This window comes from Paenibacillus sp. NRS-1782 (assembly GCF_050467685.1).
In the GTDB taxonomy this organism is placed as follows: Bacteria; Bacillota; Bacilli; order Paenibacillales; family Paenibacillaceae; genus Paenibacillus; species Paenibacillus terrae_A.
Genome location: NZ_JBITPH010000058.1, coordinates 22,930 through 43,692 on the forward strand (window position 1 = coordinate 22,930; position 20,763 = coordinate 43,692).

Sequence of the window (20,763 nt, forward strand, 5' to 3'; positions counted from 1 at the left end):
AAGGAGGTTTTTTGTATGAAAAGAATATTGGTAATTCTGATGATTAATATATTCATTGTTATGGTGGGCGTTGGTTTAATTACCCCCATCCTGCCGGAGCTGATTATCGAATTTGGAGCCAGTGGACAGTCGATTGGATTATTAGTGGCAGCCTATGGCATTACACAATTCCTGCTATCTCCAATGACCGGACAATTGTCTGACCGATATGGGCGAAAAGTGTTCATCATCGCAGGTGTCATTATTTTTGCTGTAGCTAAACTTATATTTGCTATTGGAGCTGCACTTTGGATGCTGTATGTCTCTAGACTTCTGGAAGGAGTGGCAGCCGCCCTGATTGTCCCACCCATGATGGCATATGTGGCTGATATTACAACTTCTGAAGAACGAGCCAAAGGAAATAGCCTGCTAGCTGCAGCCATGTCTTTCGGCTTTGTCATTGGACCTGGACTTGGTGGTCTTCTTGCAGGCTATGGAACGAGGGTGCCGCTTTACGCAGCAACGGGAGCTGCTATAGCTGCAGTTATTTTTTCAGTGATTTGCTTACCTGAAAGTCTATCGAAAGAGCAAATGAAAGCAGCGCGAGCAACAATGATTCATAAGGAATCCATATTCAAGCAGTATGCGAAATCGTTGAAATCAAAATATGCGATGCTCTTTGTAATGGTCTTGGTAATGACCTTTGGACTCGCTAATTTTGAATCCGTTCTTGGTTTATATGTAACAAACCGTTTTCAGTTCTCACCGCAGCATATTTCAATTATTCTGACCGCAGGCGCTGTGATCGGAGTCGGGATGCAGGCATTGTTTGTTGCAAAAATAATTAATAAATTTGGTGAAAAACGAGTCATCAAAGGTTCTCTTCTTCTCACCTCTTTTGCTTATATCTTATTTCTTTTTGCCACGGATTTTTGGTCCATCATCCTTGTGACCTCCGGCATTTTCTTTGCCACCGCCCTGCTTCGTCCAGCCCTCAATACACAATTATCGAAGAGGGCCGGAACTGAACAAGGCTATGTAGCTGGTATGAATAATGCCTATATGAGTATTGGGAACATTGTAGGGCCTACTATGGCGGGATTCTTATTCGATGTAAATATGTTCGCTCCATTCATAGCTAGCTGTTGTATTCTTTTGATTACCTTTTTGATTGCATTAAAATTGAAATAAAACTTTTTTCTGTACCTTTACATCCAAGGTTTCGTATAATAGATTTCAATATGAAGATTAGTAATATTTACCTCGTCTTCGATTGAAAGGAAGGCATCATGGAAACCCAAAATTCAACCCTATCCTCTGCTTCACCCGAAGGAAGACGTTCAGCCTGGGCCACCTTCACTTCGCCTTTAAGGCAATCCAAAGCGTTCACTCTATTGTGGCTTGGTCATTGGATCGCTATGCTGGGAACCTCGGTCACCACCGTCATTTTGCCACTGGTTATCTATTCCCTGACGGGCTCGACTACAATCATGGGGCTGGCAATGACTGTCTATATGCTGCCTAACGTGCTTATTCTGCCCTTTGCGGGGATGATTGTGGATCGGATCGACCGAATCCGTCTGCTTCTGTTCACCAACATTGCCCGCTTTGGGCTGATGTTCGCTGCGGCGGTGTTGATGTTTACCGACGGGATGAAACTGCCGTATCTGTTCGTTGGCCTTGCCTTATATGGATTGATGGACGGTATCTTTAATCCAGCTTATTCTGCCCTGCGCGCACAGGTATTTACGCCGGACATTCGCAATGCGGCTAACGCGCTCAGTCAGATTAGTATTCAAGCCGTCCGCCTTCTCGGCCCTCCACTGGGCGGTTTCATTGTATCCTTCACCTCACCGGGGGTCGGCTTTGGTCTGGATTCTGTCGCCTATCTGATATCTTTTGCCTGCTTCTGGATGCTGAGCAGTCATTTGGCCTCGATCATCGGTAAGCGCCAGGCAAATGCAGAACAACAGGATCAGGAAGGTCAGCATTTTCTCAAGGATTTTATTGCGGGCTTTACGATTCTTAAAAGTCATCCGTGGCTGTGGATTACGATTCTGGCTTTTTCCTTCATTAATATTTGTTACTCAGGTATTATTGCAGTACTCATTCCGTGGCTGTTCAAGGTTCATCATAGCTACAGTCCAGTCGTGTATGGCGTTGCGATGGCAAGTAGCGGCGTCGGTGCCATGCTGGGTGCCTTTGTATACGGGTCGCGCAAGCACTGGAAGCATCGCGGCCTGCTCGCTTACCTCGGGGCTTTTGTCAGCGGGCTTGCTTTATTATTGTTGTCTGTAGTCACCTGGATGCCGGGACTGATTATGAGCATGATGCTTGAAGGGTTCGGCATTATGATATTTGCGATCATTTGGGAAACAAGCCTTCAGGAAATGGTTCCCGCCGAATCCTTTGGTCGAGTAGCCAGTCTGGATCTAATGTTTTCCTTTGCCTTACTTCCTGTAGGCTATCTGGCTGTGGGTGCGATGGCGGACAAGCTTGGCGGCATCTTCACGATCGGTCTGTTTTCAACCGTTGGCATGTGCATCGTGTTGGGCGTTTTATGTGTGCCTCATATCAGGCGGTTTCAATAAAAAAAGCTGCTCCTGCAGGTTCATTTGCGAACCTTGCGGGAAGCAGCTTCTTTTCATTCTGTAGCCTTATGTCCTATAAGGGCTAGTGGAATCAATTCATTATGTGTTAGCCTCTGCTCCGTCCAACGGAGCGGAAGATCAAGCTTACGATAACAACCAGCACAATCGCACCAATTAATGCAGGGACAATGTAGAACGATCCAATTTCAGGACCCCAGTCGCCCAGAATCAAGCCACCCAACCATCCACCGATAAAACCAGCGATTATGTTACCAATCACACCACCCGGAACATCACGACCTGCGATAATTCCTGCCAACCAACCAATAATACCTCCAACAATCAATGCCCATAACCAACTCATTTTACTTCACCTCATTTAAGTTTTTATCGTTGTGTTCTATTATTAACCACTCGAACTCCATTTGAACACATTGAGCACAAATGGTTAATATTACCTAATGAACAGAACAATGACTTAGGAGCTTGTTACCATCCTACGTGCCTAACTGCCTATTTATGACCCTTGTGTGAAAAGTGTGTATAAATTACAGTTATGCTTGTATTCCTGCTTTTTTTGTGCCATCCTCACATTATGGCTTCATTAGAAGTCGCTTCATGCATACGTTGCAAAAATAACAGATGGTAAGGAGTGACCCCAACTGGAGTGTCGTGTCGGATGCGCCGCGTGCTGTATTGCTATTACGATTTCATCCCCTATTCCCGGCATGCCTGATGGAAAACCGGCTGGTGTCCCTTGCCCCCAGCTCACTTCGGATAACCGTTGCCGATTGTTTGGCAAGCCTGAGCGGCCAGCCGTATGCAGTGGATTTCATGCTGATGAAGATACGTGCGGAAGCACCAACGAAGAAGCATTTGAGCTGCTGAGAGAATTGGAAGAGTCTACTCAACCGGGTAAAGCTTGAGTAGACTCGTTCTATATATGAAGGAGGATTTTTCCACTATGAATTTCATTGAAAAAAGAATTGCCGAATTGAAGCTGTATCAACCGGATCTGACCGCTCCGAAGGACATCGAGCAGTTCTGGGACAAAACACTGGAAGATGTACTGGCTAAACCCGTGCGTGCGTTCAAAACACCAGTGGTAACGCCGTATCCTCATATTCATGCCTCACGGGTTACCTTTGAAGGTATAGATGATACGCCGCTGCATGCATGGTATATACGCCCCCAATTTGCCGGAAATCAAAAGCTGCCGTGTATTGTCCTTTTCCATGGCTACACAGGTGGCAAGGGCTATCCTGAGGATTACTCGTCCTGGATGATGCTTGGCTTTGCTGTATTTGCCGTAGATGTACGCGGTCAGGGTGGTGAAACAGGAGATCGTCTGGATGATCCTCATGGTACGGTTAAAGGCTGGGTAACGAAAGGAATCCTGGATAAGGATACCTGCTACTACAAAACGATAACGACAGATGCCCTCAGAGCCGTAGATTGGGTGGCAGAGCAGTCGGATGTGGATGCGAGCAAAATTGCAATCTCTGGGGCTAGCCAGGGCGGTGGACTTGCATTAATGGTAGCTGCACTGAGTAATAAAGCTGCTGTTACGGTGGCTGACATCCCCAATATGTGCCATATGGATTTTGGCATGATGAATTCTACCAGCTCGCTGACAGAGGCTGCCGAATTCGCAAACCGATTTCCAGAGCATTTGGAGCGGGTGCTACATACATTAAGTTATTTTGACGTGATGAATCTGGCTCCTCGCATTCATATTCCTGTCATGGTATCGGTGGGACTCAAGGATACCGTATGTATGCCGGAAACGATTTTTGCTGCTTATAATCGCATTGAATCACCGAAAACGATTGAAGTTTATCCATTTACAGGACATTGGGTGGAAGGCTTTCAAAGACGCAAAACTGCTGATTTTTTGGTGAAGGCTTTAACATTGGATTGAACTGGTTTCCGGTGCGCAAAAAAAGAACACCACGCGGTAATCTGCGCAATGCTCTCTTCTCTGCTGCACCGGGGCTAGTCCCGTTTGAGGGGCTTAAGGAGCAAGATCCTAGAATCTCACTCCACGTATACTAAAATATTACGATGCGGCTCGCTGTTCTGCTGCCGAATCCCCTGTCCATTTTTTCACCCAAATCCAATCCATAATGATCAGACCAAAAGGAATGAAGGACGCAAACATCATGAATAGAGGCCGCCGTAGAGACCAATTCAGTGCTGTTTTGCCATAGATCAAAGCGACGAGGAGCAGCAAGAAGCTGATCCGGTATATGTTACCGATCACCATGACTGTCTGGGTCATGCCCGCAGCTTGCAGCGGCTGATGGGTGAATAGGATTGCCAAATACGCTATACCTTGAATCCAGAGCATGAGTCGGACACGCCCCAAAGGTGTTCTTAACACACATTCGTTCCCCTTTCCAAAAGCCGGGATGTTCTCTCATCCTACACTTCCTTCATTATAACGAAAAGGTTCCTAAACTCCAACAGATTCAGATTCAGCTTCAGCTCCAAATAATCCAGCTTCAAGTTTTGACCAAATGAGTTGTGTCTGATACAGTTGTGTAAGAGGTGATTGCAAAATGCTTAAACTGGGTATACTGGACCAGTCTCATATTCCTGAAGGCGGTACGGCTCAGGATGCCTTATCCCAGACAACTGCGTTAGCGCGTGAAGCCGACAAGCTGGGGTATAGCCGTTATTGGGTGTCTGAGCATCATGCATCCAAAATGCTTGCACACTCCAGTCCTGAGGTGCTGATCGCACATTTGGCTGCAAATACATCACGTATTCGCGTCGGCTCCGGCGGTATTATGCTGCCACACTACAGCGCATATAAAGTCGCTGAGAATTTCCGGCTGCTGGAGGCGCTTCATCCGGGTCGAATTGATCTGGGTCTGGGACGTGCTCCCGGCGGTTTGCCGCTGGCAACACGTGCCTTACAGGAAGGTAAGCACGCATCCGTCGAGCAATATCCACAACAGATTCTGGATTTAATTGATTATTTCCATGATTCCGTGCCTGCTGACCATCGGTTTGCCGGGCTTCATGCGGCACCGACGATTTCGACCATTCCTGAACTGTGGCTGCTCGGTTCCAGTGGAGAAAGTGCAAGGTTAGCCGCGATGATGGGCGCATCCTATGCCTTTGCCCAATTTTTCGGCACACCGGGCGGGGTGGAAGCTACCGCACGCTACCACGATCAGTACCAGCCTTCCATCCTGGGGGATAAGCCCCGCTCCATGGCGGCAGTTACTGTGTCATGCGCCGAAACTACAGAAGAGGCCGAGCAGTTGGCTTCCAGCGCCAGCCTGTTTTTCCTGTTGCTTATGCAAGGCAAAGAAATGACTTCACTGCCATCCGTGAAAACAGCGCTGTCCTATCCGTACACGGAGTTTGATCGCGAGCGACTGCGTCAGTCAGCATCATGGCGCGTTGTCGGTACACCCGATCAGTGTAAGGAGCAATTACTACGCTTGGCTGAGCAGTATCGTACCGATGAGCTGCTAGTTGTCTCATCCATTCATGACTTAGATAAGCGCGTTCAGTCCTATCGTCTGCTGGCCAAAGCTTTTGATTTGGCTTAAACACGATTGAACCTAGAAACACCGATATTTGGAAACGCAAAGAACCCCCGCCTACCTGTAATGGCAAACATGGGGGTTCTTTGTTAAGGGATGGTCCATTAGGACCAAGCCCTCTGTGCTATGGAGTAGTTCAAGCACCACTAAAGTCGAATATCATATGGTACTTTAGTAGTATGAACACTGGAACCAAAGTTCTGAAATCGCCCTTCTAAAGTTCCAGTACCCATATACTAAAGGAGCATACTCTATAATCCAATATTGAAAATGTTGGACCCAAAAGTACCATGTTCTTTACTCATTCCGGGTATGATCCCTGTTGTGCCTTAAGGCTCTATACCCCATACCAGCTTGCCCTGTTGATAAACGGTTGCACGGTCCCAGTTTGCGAAGGCGGTTTGGCTGGCACCATACGAATAATCGTTGGTTTCATCAAAATTGCTCCAGTTCCCAGCATGGATACGAGGTTGAATTTCTCCGCTTTCCCCGCCGGGCTGAATAGTACCCATTTCATCAGTAAATGAAATTTCCACATATTTATCAGCCTTTGCCTTCGGCTCTGGCAATGTTACAAACGTTGCTTTTACATTTTCATTTCCAACCTTGGCCCAGTCTACAAAAAATTGCTGACCTTGTTTGCTTTCATCTGTGTAATAGTAGCGAATTTTCAAATCACTCAGCTTGACAGCCGTTTTTCCTGTGTTTTTGATATTAAATTCAGGGCGAATTGCGTTATCCTTGGTATTCGTGTCTCCGGTGCGATATTGAAGCACAATCCCTTGATCGTCCCCGCCTGGTGTGCTTCCTCCGTTGCCGTTATCGCCGCCGTTATTCCCACCATTGTTACCATCTTCGCCACTGTCACCACCGTTATTGTCGCCTCCAGTATTGTTGTTGGAGCCTTCCAGAGTGGCTTGTTTGACGAATTTACCGGAAGCCGACAATTGTGAATCAGGCCATCCCCCTTTACGGTTAGCGCCAGGTAAAAGCGCAGCAGAGGTTTCATTTTTATCAGCCAACGACCAGTTTGCCCAACTGATTCCACGACTAGCCAGGAAATCTGTCCATACCTTAGACTCATTCAGGAACGGCCCCCCGTTACCCGAAGCATCACTGGTTCCCCATTCCGTAGCAAATATGCCCACGCCCTTGTTCAGCGCGTAATCGACGCGATCCCGCAGGTATTGTCCGTGCGTACCCGCATAGAAATGCACGGTGTACAGCGTATTTTTGTCTGGAAGTGGGTTATCTGCTGCATCGTGTACATCCTGGCTCCACGTGCCTGTACCCGCAATAATAATATTGTCCGGGTCCTTGGCCCTAATGACCTGGGATACCTCCAACGCATAAGGACGAATTTGGTTGTTCCAGTTCACGTTCCCGTTCGGTTCGTTGGCAAGCTCGTAGATCACGTTTGGCAAATTCCCGTACTGAGTTGCAAATTCATTAAAGAAAGCCTTGGCTTCATTTTTATGAATGTTCGGATCACCATCCGCGAGAATGTGCCAGTCAATAATAACGTATAATCCCAGCTTCTGTGCTGCCTCAATCGCTTCCTTCACTTTATTTTTTAATGAAGGATTGGCAATATAACCGTCCTCCTCGGTGTACAACGCAACCCGGAACAAGGAAATTCCCCAGTCGTCCCGCAGCCACTTCATGGAATCCTCATTCACCAAATCTCCAAACCATTGGACACCATGAGAGCTAATCCCTTTGAGCTGTACAGGCTGCCCGTTTTTATCCACCAGTTTGCCGTTCTTCACTGAAAGTTGCCCGTAACGCTCCACAGGAGTTGTACCGGCAGCCTCTGCCGTCTGCGCATTCCAGTTAAATCCGTTCGTTAACGTCAACAGTAACACCGCAGTTAACATCACCGCTACTCTTTTTGCGATCCTTGACAGGACCCATTGCCTTTTCATCATTGACACATTCCTTCCTTTTTATAAAGTGGATAAGCTTATCAGTACGTTGTTCTCCGCCTTTTTTCTCCCCTCCTTTGTACAGCAAGAGGATCAGGTCCAACATTAGGTGTCACTTACCTGTATATGGATGTTACTACTATTATAGTTAGTTCTATGTTACATTTCGACTTTATGGTGGAAAATGAACAGTAAGTCACGGTTTCGGGACAAAAGACCCACCTGAAAATTGCGAAATTTGACGAATTTTGCCACTATGAAAAAGGTTCTTAAACCTTCTAAAAAGCCTAAAAAAAAGACTGCTCCCCCATGCCCTTCGGCCCGGTATAGCAGTCTTATCATGATCATGTATGTGGATCGGATTGTGTTAAACATATCGTATTAACGTATGGTCTGCCTATTACCCCTGAGCGGCTGCCTGAGGTTTTTTGATCGTCTGATCTTCCTTCGTATCGCCGCCATCCGTCACTTGACCTGTCAGTATAGTCTCAGATGAGTTGCCCATTACCTTGTCGATCAGTTGCAGCCAAGGCTCTTCACTTCCACCACAGCTCTCAATATCACCGAGCAGGGAGTCCAGTGTAGTTCCTTCTTCCGGCAAATCAATAACTAAACTGTCTTCGTCTACCTGGATGGTGCAGCAGGTTTTCATTGTAAATCCCTCGCTTAATTCTTATTTGAGCATGCACACGCAAGCTCAGATAGGATGAATTCCCATGGATTAAGGGATAACCCCCCTTTGAATCCGTTTGAAATTATAAACCTATTGTTTTGAAATTGCAATGAACAAACCTTGAACTTTTTTCAGAATTAGCGAGGGACTACATAACATTTTCAATAAAGGCTAGACCCGAGTTACGATTTGATCTACCAAGCCATATGCTACCGCTTCCTCAGCCGTAAGGAAGTGGTCTCTATCGGTATCTTTTTCCACACGCTCCAGCGGTTGCCCGGTGTGATCTGCCAAAATACGGTTCAATTGTTTCCGGCTCTTGATCAGACGCTCGGCATAGATCAGTACATCCGAAGCTTGGCCCTTGGCTCCGCCTAACGGCTGGTGAATCATAATCTCACTGTTGGGCAGCGCCATCCGCTTGCCCTTCGTGCCTCCGGTCAGCAAAATCGTACCAAAGCTCGCTGCCATGCCTGTGCATATGGTAGATATATCATTTTTCACAAATTGCATCGTATCATAAATGGCAAACCCCGCTGAAATGGACCCGCCCGGACTGTTAATATACATCTGTATGTCCTTTTTGGAGTCCTCGGCCGTAAGATGCAGCAGCTGCGCTACAATGACATTTGCCATACGATCCTCAATCTCGCCAGATACCATAATGATGCGATCCTTTAATAGCCGGGAATAAATATCATAGCTTCGCTCTCCGCGACTCGTTTGCTCAATGACATAAGGAATGGTGCTCATTAGCCAAAACTCCCCTCTTGTTAAGCGGCCATCCTAGCCTGCATGTCATGGGAAGGATTAGAGTTTATTTGAGCGCCGGAAGAATAAAAGCTCTGATACAGCACAGATCCGGCAATCGCTATTGGCTCAGCCATATCGTTCAAGCCAAGCGCAATCCAGCGTTGTGCGTCTCCTGCACGAAAGGCCGCCAAATAAGCCTTAAGCCATTCCCGCTCCTCTTCTTGCTCAGGTAGGGCTACAGACTCCAGCCCATTTCCCTCTTTGTGCTTCTGGGCAAGCAAAGCGCGGGCCCGGCCTAAGGCCGCTTTTACCGCACCTTCCGTCGTATTCAGCATCTCTGCCGTTTCTGACGCCGTATATCCCCATACATCCCGCAGCACCAAGATGGTCCGCTGCCATGTTGATACATGTGTTATTAAATATTGAAGCGCCAGTTCCAAATCTGGTGTGTAATTTTCTTCATAACAATGAGAAGGCTCATCATACTTTCGGGTATAATCTCCTTCACCATCCGTAGGCAGGCGCTTTTGAGCATTTTGCCTGCGAATATCATCAATCCAACGATTCCGCGCGGAACGGATTAAATAAGCCTCGCCATTTTCCAGCTCATGCAGTTTTTTCTCAGATTGCAGCATATGCAAAAAAGTTGCCTGCGCCAAATCCTCCGCATCCCATGTGGAGCCTGTCAACGAAAGACAGTAGCGATACAACGCTGGAAGTACTTTTTGGAATGGTTCATTTCCCATCAAGTGGGAAGATTCATTTTTCATCCGTTCGGATATCACAAAGGCCATATTTGGGGCCCCCCTTTGTTCAGTCCATTTGAGTTTGAGTGTTTCATTGAGGTAGACGGAATTACATATCAAAAGGATACGGTCGTTTAAAGGAAGTTTCAATTCATCAAACGAGTGTCTAATAGTCCCAGTGACTTTGTTCTTACTTTTGGACATATGTAAATTTTTATTTTAAATGAATACGTTAAAGCACCCTACTTCCATATTGAGGCTTGTCGAATTTTGAGACTAATCCACAATCATCCTTCCGGCTCCGCCGCCTTGCCAGCGACCTGCTGTGCGCTTCCCCCGTCCAGCTCCTTCCAGAATAAGAACTAACTGCCTGTGAAGCTGCACATGGGAATATTCCCTGTACTCCGTACCGCTTCGGTTGGCGATATAATGCTGGATAGATTCTCTGTCCACGGCTTCCAGGTTCAGGCACATGAGCGCAAACATACAATCCATCGGATCGGTTGCGCCACTTTTAAGCAGCTCGGATGCAAAATACCGCATCGTTTCCGGGCGCAATGTACTATGCTTCAAACCCGCAAGGGGAGCATGAATATCGCTCCATGTATTGAACTCGGTAGCCATGTCGGCAAAATCCTGATAGTCCGAGCGAAGCACGGCTCCATCCTTGAGCTTAAACCTGCCCAGCTCCAGCTCATCCAATCCGATCTCGGCCTCATCCTCCAGCACGATATCCGCATGATGAACAGTGAAATCCGGTCGATTCGTTTTTTCCATAAATAGCAGCTTCAACACCGACAGCCGCCCCGTGGCCGCATACGGCACTTCCTGCTCCTGCTCCAGCAGGTATAGCCTGTCCTTGTGCTTCACGATGCCTCTACCGATGATCAGCCTATCCTCAGCTACAGTTACGTTCATTCCGGTAATAATGCCATCCGAATAATCCTGATACCGGATGTCCAGAAAACTGCGAGGATAATCTCGCAGATTTTCCAGCATCTCGGTTTTAAGAATACGGCCTTTCTCAAACTTCGGAACGATATGGGTTAACATGGTTCCCCTCCTTTCACAATTCTTCTTTATTCAGGGGAACAGACAGCCGATTCACACCGGGCGCAGGAGGCGGAACAGTAACTCCATCATCGGTGGGCTGAGCTTTACTTCCTCCGAGTAATCCAGTAAACAGGCGAAAATTCTTTTCTAAAAATCTGCGTATATCCATCGTGCTCCCCCTGATTGAAAACTGCGATTCATTAGAATTTTAAGATCTATTTATCTACCTTTACATCCCGGCTCCCCGCTCGGCCTGCTCACGCAGGATATGATTTAGCTCGCGTTTATCCACAACATAGGTATGGGCGATCAGATCGTGAAGGGCCTGCTTTTTGGCCGTGAAAGCGGTCATGATAAAACCGATCATCAAAATGATGGAGGAAATTAACTTACTCCAGTAGCGTGCGCTGGCACGGCCAAAGCTCAGCTTCAGGTTATGCTCGTCTACCACGACGATTCCGAGGGCCAGCTTGCCAACCGTTGCTCTACATTTGGACGATTCCATAATGGCAGAATACAGCCATACAGCACCTAAATTAAATAAAATCTGTACAATCATTCTCACCGTAAATATCGGTGCCTCGCCAGCTGCGATCAAGGATGCTTCCGCCGTTGAAGGCCCCGTATCCCCAACTGCTTGGATCACAAACATGATCAAACCGATAATCATAAATACGAACCATAAAATAATACTGTCGATAATATGGGCCAAGACCCGTTTCCAAAAACCTGCGTATAACATCCTACATCCTCCATATATTGTATTTTAATTCCACAGTGTCTCCTGGTATTTCGCACTTCATAGTGTCTTCGTATCGCGCTGTGTGCTGTCTCTGTTGGTCTGTCCTACTTTGTACCGTCAAAAAAATCCAGCTCGGAGAGATCGTTTTCGAAGGCAAAAAAGCGCTTGGGTCCCAAATGCAGCAATTCATCCCGGCGGGTAATCGGCACCACGTAAAAGCCCCAACGGCTGTCACCAGCAAAAACAAAGTATTTCGTCTCGCCGTTGCGAATAGAGTCGGTATCATCCTGCGGAATATCCCGCCCATACAGCACGGCGATTTCCTCATACGGCATCGGCTCAAAGGCTTCTGACCGACTGCGGTACACATGGCGCTGACGCAGCTTTCCACCATTCGCCGTTAGGAAAAATTCCACCTCGGCCGCATGGGACGGCCTGGAAATAGAGCCGCGCACGCGGTTGCTTTCCAAGCTCGCAATCAGTTCCTTCTCGCGCCCCGTATGCGTCCATGCGCTGACGGTATACGGAATGGCCGGAATATGATTGGTAATGACAGGCTCAATCGTGCCCATTTTTTTGGCGTTCAGATAACGGATAGCTCCGCGCAGACAGGCCATTTTCAGTTCAGGAACCCGGCTCAGGTCTTCCGCCTTCTGACGGAACTCAATGCTGCGTCCCGGTACAAATTCCTTGAGCGCCTCACGAAACACATCAATTCGGCAAGACTGCCCGGTCAGCTTGATAATCGAATAATCCTGCAAGCGCCCCTCCTGATAAAAATCATCCAGAAACTTGCGAACAATATTATAGATATCCGCCTTGAGAAGCTGCTGTATTTCACGGATATTGAACACTACATCTGGCAATCCATATTCATCACGAAAACGTCCATTTTCGATGACTGAAACCAGCCAACGATCCATCACGGCAATGTTCAGGTCACTTTCGGCGGAAAATACCTGCTCGGATTCGAAGCGGCTGCGCAGGATACCTGTGCGTAAGAAAAATTCCTTTTTCATATTTTCCGCCGCGTTCCACAGCAGATGAAAATTGCTTAGCACCCGCTGATATTCATCCCGTGTGGCATGCTCATACTGTTTGAACGCCGTAGGCAAGATGGCCTCTGCCTCTCGATAACGTTCCTCCAGTCCGGCGTACACGGCATCTACGCCAAACTCATCCACATGGCGGTACAAATCCCCGGAAGGAATGCCGATCAAGGCATCGATATCAGTATCAGGCAATCGCGTTTCCGCAGCATAATAGCCTGCAAACACAATTTTCATGAACTGCATAATCCGATACGTCAGATTGTTTCCGCCAAAATTGGTGTCCCCATTTTCATATGTGGTGTGAATATCAAGCTTATAGGCAATGCGTCCATCCTCAATGCGGAATCGGCAGGATGATAAATCCGTTGTGCCTCCACCACAATCAATCACAAGAGCCTGATATTCCTCACCATCCGCAAACGTCCCTCGTTCCATCTGGTCTGCCAGTGTATTGTACAGTACAGCCAGCCCTTCATCCAGTGCATCCTCTGCTTCAATCCGATAATCCGGTAAAATATCGCTAAACATCTCGATAAACTGAGGCTGTAGCTTGACGGGTGCTGAAAAATGAAGGTTACGAAACCGGCACTTGAATTGCTGCTCGGCTGTGGCAATCACATAGCGGATAAAAGCCGCCAGAATGTCGCTGCGGGAAGCAGTCGCCGTATTTCCCTCGGAATCCATTAATTCCTCGGTTCGCTTATAGTCGTTGACCCAGCGCTTAATACCCCGTAGTACCGTCGCCCGGCTGCCCGCTACATCCGTTCCACGTAGTGCTTCCTCTCCGAATACATATACGATATGCTCCGGGTTAGAGCAGTCCGCAACACGAATGGCAGTCGGCAACACCTCGATCCAATCCCTCTCCGCTCCCTCCGGGCCGGGGAAGGACACATAGTTGATCGCATTCAGCCGTACCGTGCTGCTCATGCCCGCATCCGGGGCAGTAACGTAGGAGCTGTCCAGATATGCGCCTGCCGTTGTGTTGGAAGTACCAAAATCAACCGCCAGTACCGCATCTGTCGTTTCTGTACCACGAATAATCAGCTCTGCTACCGGAATACGTTGACCTTGAAGCTTCAATGGCAGCATCGGCTTATCTCCATAGTAGAGGTTATAAAAATATTCCGACTCCTGTCTTCGCAGAAACAACAGGCTGTAATTATGATTGGCCGTCTCCCGCAGTTCAGCATCGAGATGTCGCGAAAGATAATATACGCCTGTCCGACCCTCGTCCTTCACCAAATTCAAAATACCGCACAGGTCGCCTACCGCATTCACCAGCAGCACATTAGACGCATTCAGCCAGGGCAAGTCGGATTCAATCCTGTAATTGTCCATTCGACCAGTACGAACACCCTGATACAGCGTGATTTTGGCGGGAACCCGGATACCGCCGCTCTCCTGCCGTCGATCATTCCAATTTCGCCGCAGTGCTGATTCGATGCGCTCGAAGCCGTCAAGATTGGGCCGGGTAATGAGCAGGTGCTCCTCTGCACTCCGAAACCGCAAAATGACGCGGATCAACTCCTCATGTGCCAGACGATTAGCAAAGCCCTCGACCAGCCGCTCCTTATCGCATATCCCACGTAGCTGAAAGGTCGTCATTTGCTCTAGCTCCGCCCGCGTGTATTTCGCCGTGAAGCGAATGCCTTTTCGATCGGTGAGCGGGTCAAGCAACCTGTATGTATAAGGTCCGTTCATCGTTCACATGTCCTTTCTTAGCCATTTGGCCTTCAATAGAGGGCAATAGCGTCTATTTTCATCGTCGGGTCTGCATCCAAAATACCGAAATGGCGTGTCCAATACAGCTCAATCGTAAAACGCGCCGGAAGAAATAAATCCAGAATTAAATCCGCTTTAATCCGTGACAACTGCGTTTCCTCCTGCCCAATATAGATAAGCAATTCGTCCTTTTCCTCACAATTGGTATAAATGATCGAACGGTGGAAAACGCGGCGCATCGTTTCTTTTAACAAGTGTACAGCTTCCCCCGTCTCATACAGACGCAGCAATCCTTCGGCAATCGCATCCTGCTCCTCACGGTTTAACTGTGCAAAGCTTTCGCTCACCTTCGGGCCAAAAATGCCGTTCTCGATGTCACGCTGAACAAACCGGATATGGTACTCCCGCCGATTCATACCTTGATATAAATCAGTCTCTGCCAGAAAATGTATCATAATATCGAACAGCGATTCTCTGAGCTCCAGGTACTCTTCAGCATCCGGCGGAAACAAGTCCCGAAAAATAGAATAAAAGCGGTAGTACGGATTGATTTCCACCACCTGCTCCAGCTCGGATGTATTCAGCTCGGTCAGACTCAGCTCCATATAAGGGGAGTAGCTAACAGCGGGTACAAACCGGAAGCTATTCACATCTAACTCCTGTTCCCTCGCGCGCATAAGCAAATCCCAGACGTAATTCACAGCCATTCTCCTTCACATTTGTATTCCGGGAAATACATCTGCACTTCCGACACCAGAAAGCTCATCAAGTCGGATAAAATATAAGCGGGAAATGTTGGCGAAGCATCCGCAGAAGCGTGTCTGAACCCCAATCGCATGATCTGCTTGCCTTCTTCGGTCCGCACGTTGTCACTGACAAACGGATTTAACGGATACGTCTGAGTTTTGGATAAAAGCTTGCTCACATCATTTCTGCCTGTGCCTCCCCAAATGTCCACACGCTCCAATTCCAATCCCTGTGCAGCTTCAAAAGAATGTACAATGCGCGTAATTTCCGCTTTGGCCCGGACGATCACAGCCTGTTTACCTGCATAGCGGCCCAAAAAGCTGTCCTGCCGCCGATTGGACAACACCGGATAGGTCTGACGACTAAGCCGCGTTAGAACGGGCTTCGTAACCTTCAACACATTCCATTCGCCGGACTTATCACGTGGCGTTACAATTGTCAGTTCCTCTTCCGTGCGTTTGATATACCGAATATCTCCTTCAGCTCCGTCAATCAGGTAGCCATGCTCGGGCCCTGTTTTACTTAAAGGAAGCACATGCTCATAGTTCACATGATCTATAGCCGGTATTGGGAAACCACTGTTTTTCAGAGACAGTCGTTCAATGTTCCAAAGTGGAAAAACATCCACCTTCTTGAAACCATCGAATTCCTCCAATGAGATCGTAATTTCGTGAATTTCCTCATCAGCGTCGGGCTCGCCTTCTCCTCCAACCAGTACACAATCGACAAATTTATAAGCGTACGGGTGATTAATCGTTTTCCACGGCATGCCATTTTGCATGAACATCAGATACAGCTTCTCAATCTCTAAAATATAAGAACGATTGTGCTCCAGACGAAAACGAATCGGATAGCTTCCGGTTTCCGTTACCAATGTTCCCCCGAAAACCCGTTTGCTGCGTACAAGCGCGGTGATCTGCTCGGTCTCCATCTCCAAAAAAAGGGTGAAAAGCGGCAACGCTCCGCCTTCCCGAACGACCTCTGCCACACGGCTAATATCCATCACCTTGTCCTTGGTATCTGACGGCAACACTGGATATAAAAATTCATGAATCGGATCATAGTCCTCACGTGATGTCAATGACACATACACGTCAAACTTCTCTTCCGTATTCTCAATTTCCTCAAATACCCGCCGTTCCAACTGGCGGGTCATTTCTTCCTGATATTCGACGAGGTTCATAAACACTCCCGCCATCATATTTTTCAGCAAACGTCTCTGCTCCAGATCTTCCATCTTGCTCAAACGGTCCTGTACCAGTTCTTTCACGACGCCTCACTCCTTTTCCGGCTCCAGCATTCATTGAGCATGAAAACCTTAACTTCCGTTCGCAGCCCCCTAATTCTGGCTACCTGAATCAGACGCACCCTCTGCTTTGGAAGCAGAATCAGCAGTTCCTTGCTCCTTGCTGGCGGGTGCCTTCGTCGAAGAGGCATTCCCATCACTCGTGCTGCCGTTTTTTGTAGCTGCTGAAGCTTTCTTCTTCGCGTCCGCTGTACCCCCTGAACTCGTTGTCGCAGCATTCCCCGTAGCTGTCGCAGCCTTGGTTTGCGATGCTGTAGCAGCGGGCGCGGCAGCCGAAGCTTCGTCCGTTATGTCCCCCGCACTCGTATCGTTTAGCGCCCCGTCAGATAGTCCCGCTCCAGCAGCAAGCTGACCATTTTTCTGCTGGTCCGCACTCTGTTTCTCCTCTGCCTTCGCAATACTCCGCTCCAGTGCCAGCACACTTTCCAGCTTGCCGATTTCCTGATAAATCTCCTGTGCCCCGCTATAAGCGTCAATGGCTCCTTCATAATCCAGGTCCTTCATCAGCCGATCCCCTCTGGCCTGTAGCTTGCCAGCCTGAATTTCCTTGAGCTGCTGCTGGATGGCCGTCATTTTATCATTAGTCTCGGTAATCTTTTTCTCCAGCTCTTTTTGCGCAGATGTATAACCGGATTCCATGGCAGCTTTATTCGCCTTCGTATATAGCTTGAGTGCACTCGCGTAATCTCCGCCCTGAAATTTCAAATCTCCGTCCCTCATCCAGCTGGCTGTCTCGGCATAGGTGTCGAGTTGGTCGATTTTTTTCTCAATATCCTTCACATTAAACGGCGGGTACAGACCGGCACTCTTCCGCGCTTTATCATAGCTCGCTTCGGCTTTGGTAAAGTCTGCTTTTTCCACATATCCGTCTCCGTCAACCATAAGTTGAGATACTTTCTGCTCTGCCGTATACAGTCGCTTGTGAATCTTATCGTTAATTTTAACTGCCGCGTTTTTCGCTTCACTGTAGGACTTGAGTGCCTTCGCATAATCTCCTGCCCTGGCGTAATCATCCGCGGCCTGAGCCGATTCGACCATCGTTTCCAGCGCAGCAGCCTTGTTCGCAGCCATACGGGCCAGGGTAATCCACGCTCCTCCGCCTACGATCACAAAGGCGAGCAACGCAATCAAAATCCGTTTGATCAGCTTGCGGCGGTTCTTAGGCTTTTCCTGAAAAATCTTGTTCACATAAATGGCGGCAGCCGTATAATTGTTCACCGCCCGGCGCTGCTTGCTCAACAGAACCTCTTCCAGCGTATCCGTCAGCATAACCGAGTCCTTTGCTTCCTCCAGCGCACCCAACATTTCCGCCAGCTCAACATCTTCCCACATCCCGGATGTGGCAAGCAGCATGACATCTCCATCTGCAAGCTGCGTCTTTTTGGCATAATGAGCATGAACCCCATTCGGATTTCCCAGGTATTCCAGCAGATTGCCCCGTTCCTCATGCGTGCTGGTCGCTTCGTCGGGAATACGTCCGTCATCCGCCAATGACTGAGCCAAGCTATGATCCTTACTGCGAAAATTAAGCCGTCCATTGCGAAAATGATACAGTCTCACATTACCGCACGAAACATATACCATTTTGTTGTAGTTGGTCACCACCATGAGCAGACTGGCCTTGAGCCGTACACGGCGGCTTTCGAATTGCAGCCAGTCCTGCGCTTCACGCAGGTCTCTCATTAGGCGCCGCTTGGACATGGAAGGCTTCTCCATGAAGTTCTCCAGCACCGTTTTGACAACCATTTCCGCGCTGCGCAGCTCCTGATCCGAATCCAGACCGTCTGCGAGGACATAACAGGCCATGTCGTCCGTCTCCATGAATGCAAAATAGTCCCGGTTGTCTATGTAAGAGCCCGCTTCCGACACAAAGCCGGTACTAAAATCGCTGTTGTCCTTGCGCATCGCTACCCCCGTCTTTCTGGTTTCATCCTATCGCCAACATAACCACTGTCGCATTATCCTGACTTTTAAAGCCTTTATCATTAATCATATCAATCATCGCTTCCGCCATTTCCTGCGGTGCTTCACCCTTGCGCATGATCTCTTCCAGCTCAATCTCCGTCAGTGCCTCCTGAATGCCATCGCTGCACAACAGCACATGATCGCCTGCGTATAGGCGAATCGGCGCCGCACCAAGCTCCATGCTCTCAAAGCCCTCGTAGCCCAAATAATTAACCAATTGATTGCGAACCGGACTCGTTTTGGCCTCTTCCGAGGTCATTTGCCCAGCCAGCACGCGTTCCTCCAGCAAGGTTTCCGCCGTATGCTTGGAATTAACATTTTGAAAATGACCATTGCGGTAAATCGTAATCAGGCTATCGCCCACCGCTCCGTAATACAACTGATAGCCACAAATAATGACCGCCGCCAGCGTCGTTCCTCCACCCTGCCCATTCAAATTTTGCAAAATACCGCGATTGCTCTGAGTTGCCGCTTCTGCAAAATAACCGTTCAGGTTCGACGCATCCTCCAGTTTGGCGAACGCCTTCGTAAAGGTTGTCACCGCTAACGTACTGGACATGCGCCCATTAGCCAGTCCGCTGATGCCATCTGCGACAACCGCCAGCGTACCGACAGATGTCGTCATACTTGCAAAATAATCATCCTGCTCGCTTCGGCTCCCGATCGTTTGACCATTTCCGATCTCAATTCCACTCACGGTACGGCTGCCGGGACTTCGCGTCAGCCGCATGCGGATCATGAGAAGAACAGCGAATAGCACCGCAGCTCCGCATACAACAAAATAAGGCTGCATTTCGTTACCTCCCTGCACCATGCCCACTTCCGTCCTAGTTTTCGTTGTCCCACTCAAAATGGGCACCGCACAGCGGGATAAAGATAAATTTGCTATGTCCCAGCTGAATCACGTCATAAGCAGCCAGCTCTGCTGGTGAATATACCGCCTCGTTATTGTGGTACGCCAAGCCTGACGAGTCCCCTGGCAGCAAATAGAAATTACGCTTCTTCGGATCATACACAATGACCGCATGATTTCTGCGGGAAATTGTGTTGTCCCCAATAATACGGACATGCATTTCCTCGGCGCGTCCAATAAAGTTTTTCTCGGCCATAATCCGATAGTCCTGACCCACCTGCGCTCCTTCGATGCATACCAGCCATCCGGTTACCGGGTGAATCCCCGTGGTTTCGCCCAAATACGGCATCGTTCTGTCATCGTCTCCCACACCGTTAGTTTTTGCCGTTGGTTCAACATTTTTGGGTGCGGCTACATTTACCACCGTATTACAGTAAGGACACGTATTTCCGTGCTTTCGTGTACTGAACATGTGTCCGTTCGGGCATCTTGTCAAACTCATAATCGGTTCCTTCCCCCATTGTCATGATTGTCTTTTTCAGCTATTTAACGAGCAGTCTCGTATTGGCGATATATAATAAATCACCTGTGTAAATCCGATACGGCTCACCGCTTTCCAGCTTCTTGGTTACACTTTCGTTCGCAGGACGTAGCCCGGTACCGTTACCAGAATCCACATCCTCCACAAACCAGTCGCTGTTCACCCGGTTGAGCACCGCATGCTCCACGCTTACAAGAGATGCATAATCTGTACCTGCCAAATCAATATCCGCCTCGGAACGAGCCGTTGTTTTTCCGATCAGGAGCGACGTTTCGCCTTCGATATACCATTCTTTAATGGATTCGCCCTCTTCATCCATCAGTATCAGCTTGGCAATCCGATTGCGCTGTGTCTTTGGCTTCGCCACACGTTCAACTGACACCAGATTACGCAGTATGTATACAAGCACGCCGATTCCGATACCTACCACGACCACGGTTTTCAAACCGCTGTAGCCTGTACGACTAAACATATAAAAGGCGATCGCCAGCATCAGCCCGAACATGGCAACATCTATGATGAAAACCCATCTGTTCTGCGCCGTTTTCACTG

21 protein-coding genes are annotated in these 20,763 nt (G+C 48.4%); 5 read left to right on the forward strand and 16 right to left on the reverse strand.

Annotated features, from left to right (window positions below; genetic code table 11):
* The first annotated feature begins 15 nt into the window (after positions 1-15).
* Both ACIFQM_RS21055 and ACIFQM_RS21060 read left to right on the forward strand, forming a co-directional pair.
* On the forward strand, positions 16-1,170 hold the full coding sequence (locus tag ACIFQM_RS21055; RefSeq protein WP_430043269.1) for an MFS transporter: 1,155 nt from the start codon (positions 16-18) through the stop codon (positions 1,168-1,170).
* A 98-nt stretch (positions 1,171-1,268) separates the two neighbouring features.
* A complete protein-coding gene (locus ACIFQM_RS21060; protein WP_430043267.1) occupies positions 1,269-2,570 on the forward strand; it encodes an MFS transporter in 1,302 nt (433 codons plus the stop codon).
* A gap of 106 nt (positions 2,571-2,676) precedes the next feature.
* On the opposite strand, the gene ACIFQM_RS21065 is transcribed toward ACIFQM_RS21060, so the two are convergent.
* A complete protein-coding gene (locus tag ACIFQM_RS21065) occupies positions 2,677-2,934 on the reverse strand; it encodes a GlsB/YeaQ/YmgE family stress response membrane protein (RefSeq protein WP_430066079.1) in 258 nt (85 codons plus the stop codon).
* A gap of 298 nt (positions 2,935-3,232) precedes the next feature.
* Between ACIFQM_RS21065 and ACIFQM_RS21070 the strand changes: the two genes are divergently transcribed.
* Positions 3,233-3,496, forward strand: a complete 264-nt coding sequence (locus ACIFQM_RS21070; protein WP_430043296.1) for a YkgJ family cysteine cluster protein — start codon at positions 3,233-3,235, stop codon at positions 3,494-3,496.
* Positions 3,497-3,534: 38 nt separating this feature from the next.
* On the forward strand, positions 3,535-4,491 hold the full coding sequence (locus ACIFQM_RS21075) for an acetylxylan esterase (protein ID WP_430066081.1): 957 nt from the start codon (positions 3,535-3,537) through the stop codon (positions 4,489-4,491).
* A gap of 138 nt (positions 4,492-4,629) precedes the next feature.
* Here the strand turns inward: ACIFQM_RS21075 and ACIFQM_RS21080 are convergent, their stop codons facing one another.
* Positions 4,630-4,953 carry a DUF3817 domain-containing protein gene (locus ACIFQM_RS21080; protein ID WP_430043261.1) on the reverse strand — a complete coding sequence of 108 codons (324 nt, stop codon included), beginning with the start codon at positions 4,951-4,953 and terminating at the stop codon, positions 4,630-4,632.
* Positions 4,954-5,131: 178 nt separating this feature from the next.
* Here ACIFQM_RS21080 and ACIFQM_RS21085 point away from each other — a divergent pair, with 178 nt between their 5' ends.
* Entirely contained in the window at positions 5,132-6,136 is a 1,005-nt protein-coding gene (locus ACIFQM_RS21085) for an LLM class flavin-dependent oxidoreductase (protein WP_430043258.1), read from the forward strand.
* 323 nt (positions 6,137-6,459) lie between these two features.
* On the opposite strand, the gene ACIFQM_RS21090 is transcribed toward ACIFQM_RS21085, so the two are convergent.
* The 14 genes from ACIFQM_RS21090 to ACIFQM_RS21155 all read right to left on the reverse strand — a co-directional run bounded on the left by ACIFQM_RS21090 (position 6,460) and on the right by ACIFQM_RS21155 (position 20,761).
* The gene (locus ACIFQM_RS21090; protein WP_430043257.1) at positions 6,460-8,058 is read right to left on the reverse strand and encodes a cellulase family glycosylhydrolase; all 1,599 of its coding nucleotides are present in this window, start codon (positions 8,056-8,058) and stop codon (positions 6,460-6,462) included.
* Between the two features lie 397 nt (positions 8,059-8,455).
* Positions 8,456-8,707, reverse strand: a complete 252-nt coding sequence (locus ACIFQM_RS21095; RefSeq protein ID WP_283652900.1) for a hypothetical protein — start codon at positions 8,705-8,707, stop codon at positions 8,456-8,458.
* A gap of 192 nt (positions 8,708-8,899) precedes the next feature.
* Positions 8,900-9,481: an ATP-dependent Clp endopeptidase proteolytic subunit ClpP gene (gene clpP / locus ACIFQM_RS21100; RefSeq protein ID WP_430046561.1), complete on the reverse strand. Its 582-nt coding sequence runs from the start codon at positions 9,479-9,481 to the stop codon at positions 8,900-8,902.
* Positions 9,482-9,501: 20 nt separating this feature from the next.
* Positions 9,502-10,275, reverse strand: a complete 774-nt coding sequence (locus ACIFQM_RS21105) for an RNA polymerase sigma factor (protein ID WP_430046564.1) — start codon at positions 10,273-10,275, stop codon at positions 9,502-9,504.
* Positions 10,276-10,503: 228 nt separating this feature from the next.
* On the reverse strand, positions 10,504-11,280 hold the full coding sequence (locus ACIFQM_RS21110) for a DNA and RNA helicase (RefSeq protein ID WP_430043251.1): 777 nt from the start codon (positions 11,278-11,280) through the stop codon (positions 10,504-10,506).
* Positions 11,281-11,293: 13 nt separating this feature from the next.
* Positions 11,294-11,449, reverse strand: coding sequence for a hypothetical protein (locus ACIFQM_RS21115; protein WP_170970890.1), 156 nt, complete (start codon positions 11,447-11,449; stop codon positions 11,294-11,296).
* 60 nt (positions 11,450-11,509) lie between these two features.
* Positions 11,510-12,022, reverse strand: a complete 513-nt coding sequence (locus ACIFQM_RS21120; protein ID WP_430043250.1) for an RDD family protein — start codon at positions 12,020-12,022, stop codon at positions 11,510-11,512.
* 104 nt (positions 12,023-12,126) lie between these two features.
* Entirely contained in the window at positions 12,127-14,778 is a 2,652-nt protein-coding gene (locus ACIFQM_RS21125; RefSeq protein ID WP_430043248.1) for a molecular chaperone, read from the reverse strand.
* 32 nt (positions 14,779-14,810) lie between these two features.
* Complete coding sequence (locus tag ACIFQM_RS21130; RefSeq protein ID WP_430043247.1) at positions 14,811-15,500, reverse strand: iron-dependent peroxidase; 690 nt, start codon at positions 15,498-15,500, stop codon at positions 14,811-14,813.
* Positions 15,497-16,816: a normocyte-binding protein gene (locus ACIFQM_RS21135; RefSeq protein WP_430043245.1), complete on the reverse strand. Its 1,320-nt coding sequence runs from the start codon at positions 16,814-16,816 to the stop codon at positions 15,497-15,499. Before ACIFQM_RS21135 ends, ACIFQM_RS21130 begins: the two co-directional genes overlap by 4 nt.
* Before the next feature lie 69 nt (positions 16,817-16,885).
* Positions 16,886-18,757, reverse strand: coding sequence for a serine/threonine protein phosphatase (locus tag ACIFQM_RS21140; RefSeq protein ID WP_430066083.1), 1,872 nt, complete (start codon positions 18,755-18,757; stop codon positions 16,886-16,888).
* A gap of 22 nt (positions 18,758-18,779) precedes the next feature.
* Positions 18,780-19,610, reverse strand: a complete 831-nt coding sequence (locus ACIFQM_RS21145; protein WP_430043241.1) for a PP2C family protein-serine/threonine phosphatase — start codon at positions 19,608-19,610, stop codon at positions 18,780-18,782.
* Between the two features lie 34 nt (positions 19,611-19,644).
* Complete coding sequence (locus tag ACIFQM_RS21150; protein ID WP_430043239.1) at positions 19,645-20,172, reverse strand: FHA domain-containing protein; 528 nt, start codon at positions 20,170-20,172, stop codon at positions 19,645-19,647.
* Between the two features lie 40 nt (positions 20,173-20,212).
* A complete protein-coding gene (locus ACIFQM_RS21155) occupies positions 20,213-20,761 on the reverse strand; it encodes an FHA domain-containing protein (protein ID WP_430043238.1) in 549 nt (182 codons plus the stop codon).
* Positions 20,762-20,763: the final 2 nt, after the last annotated feature.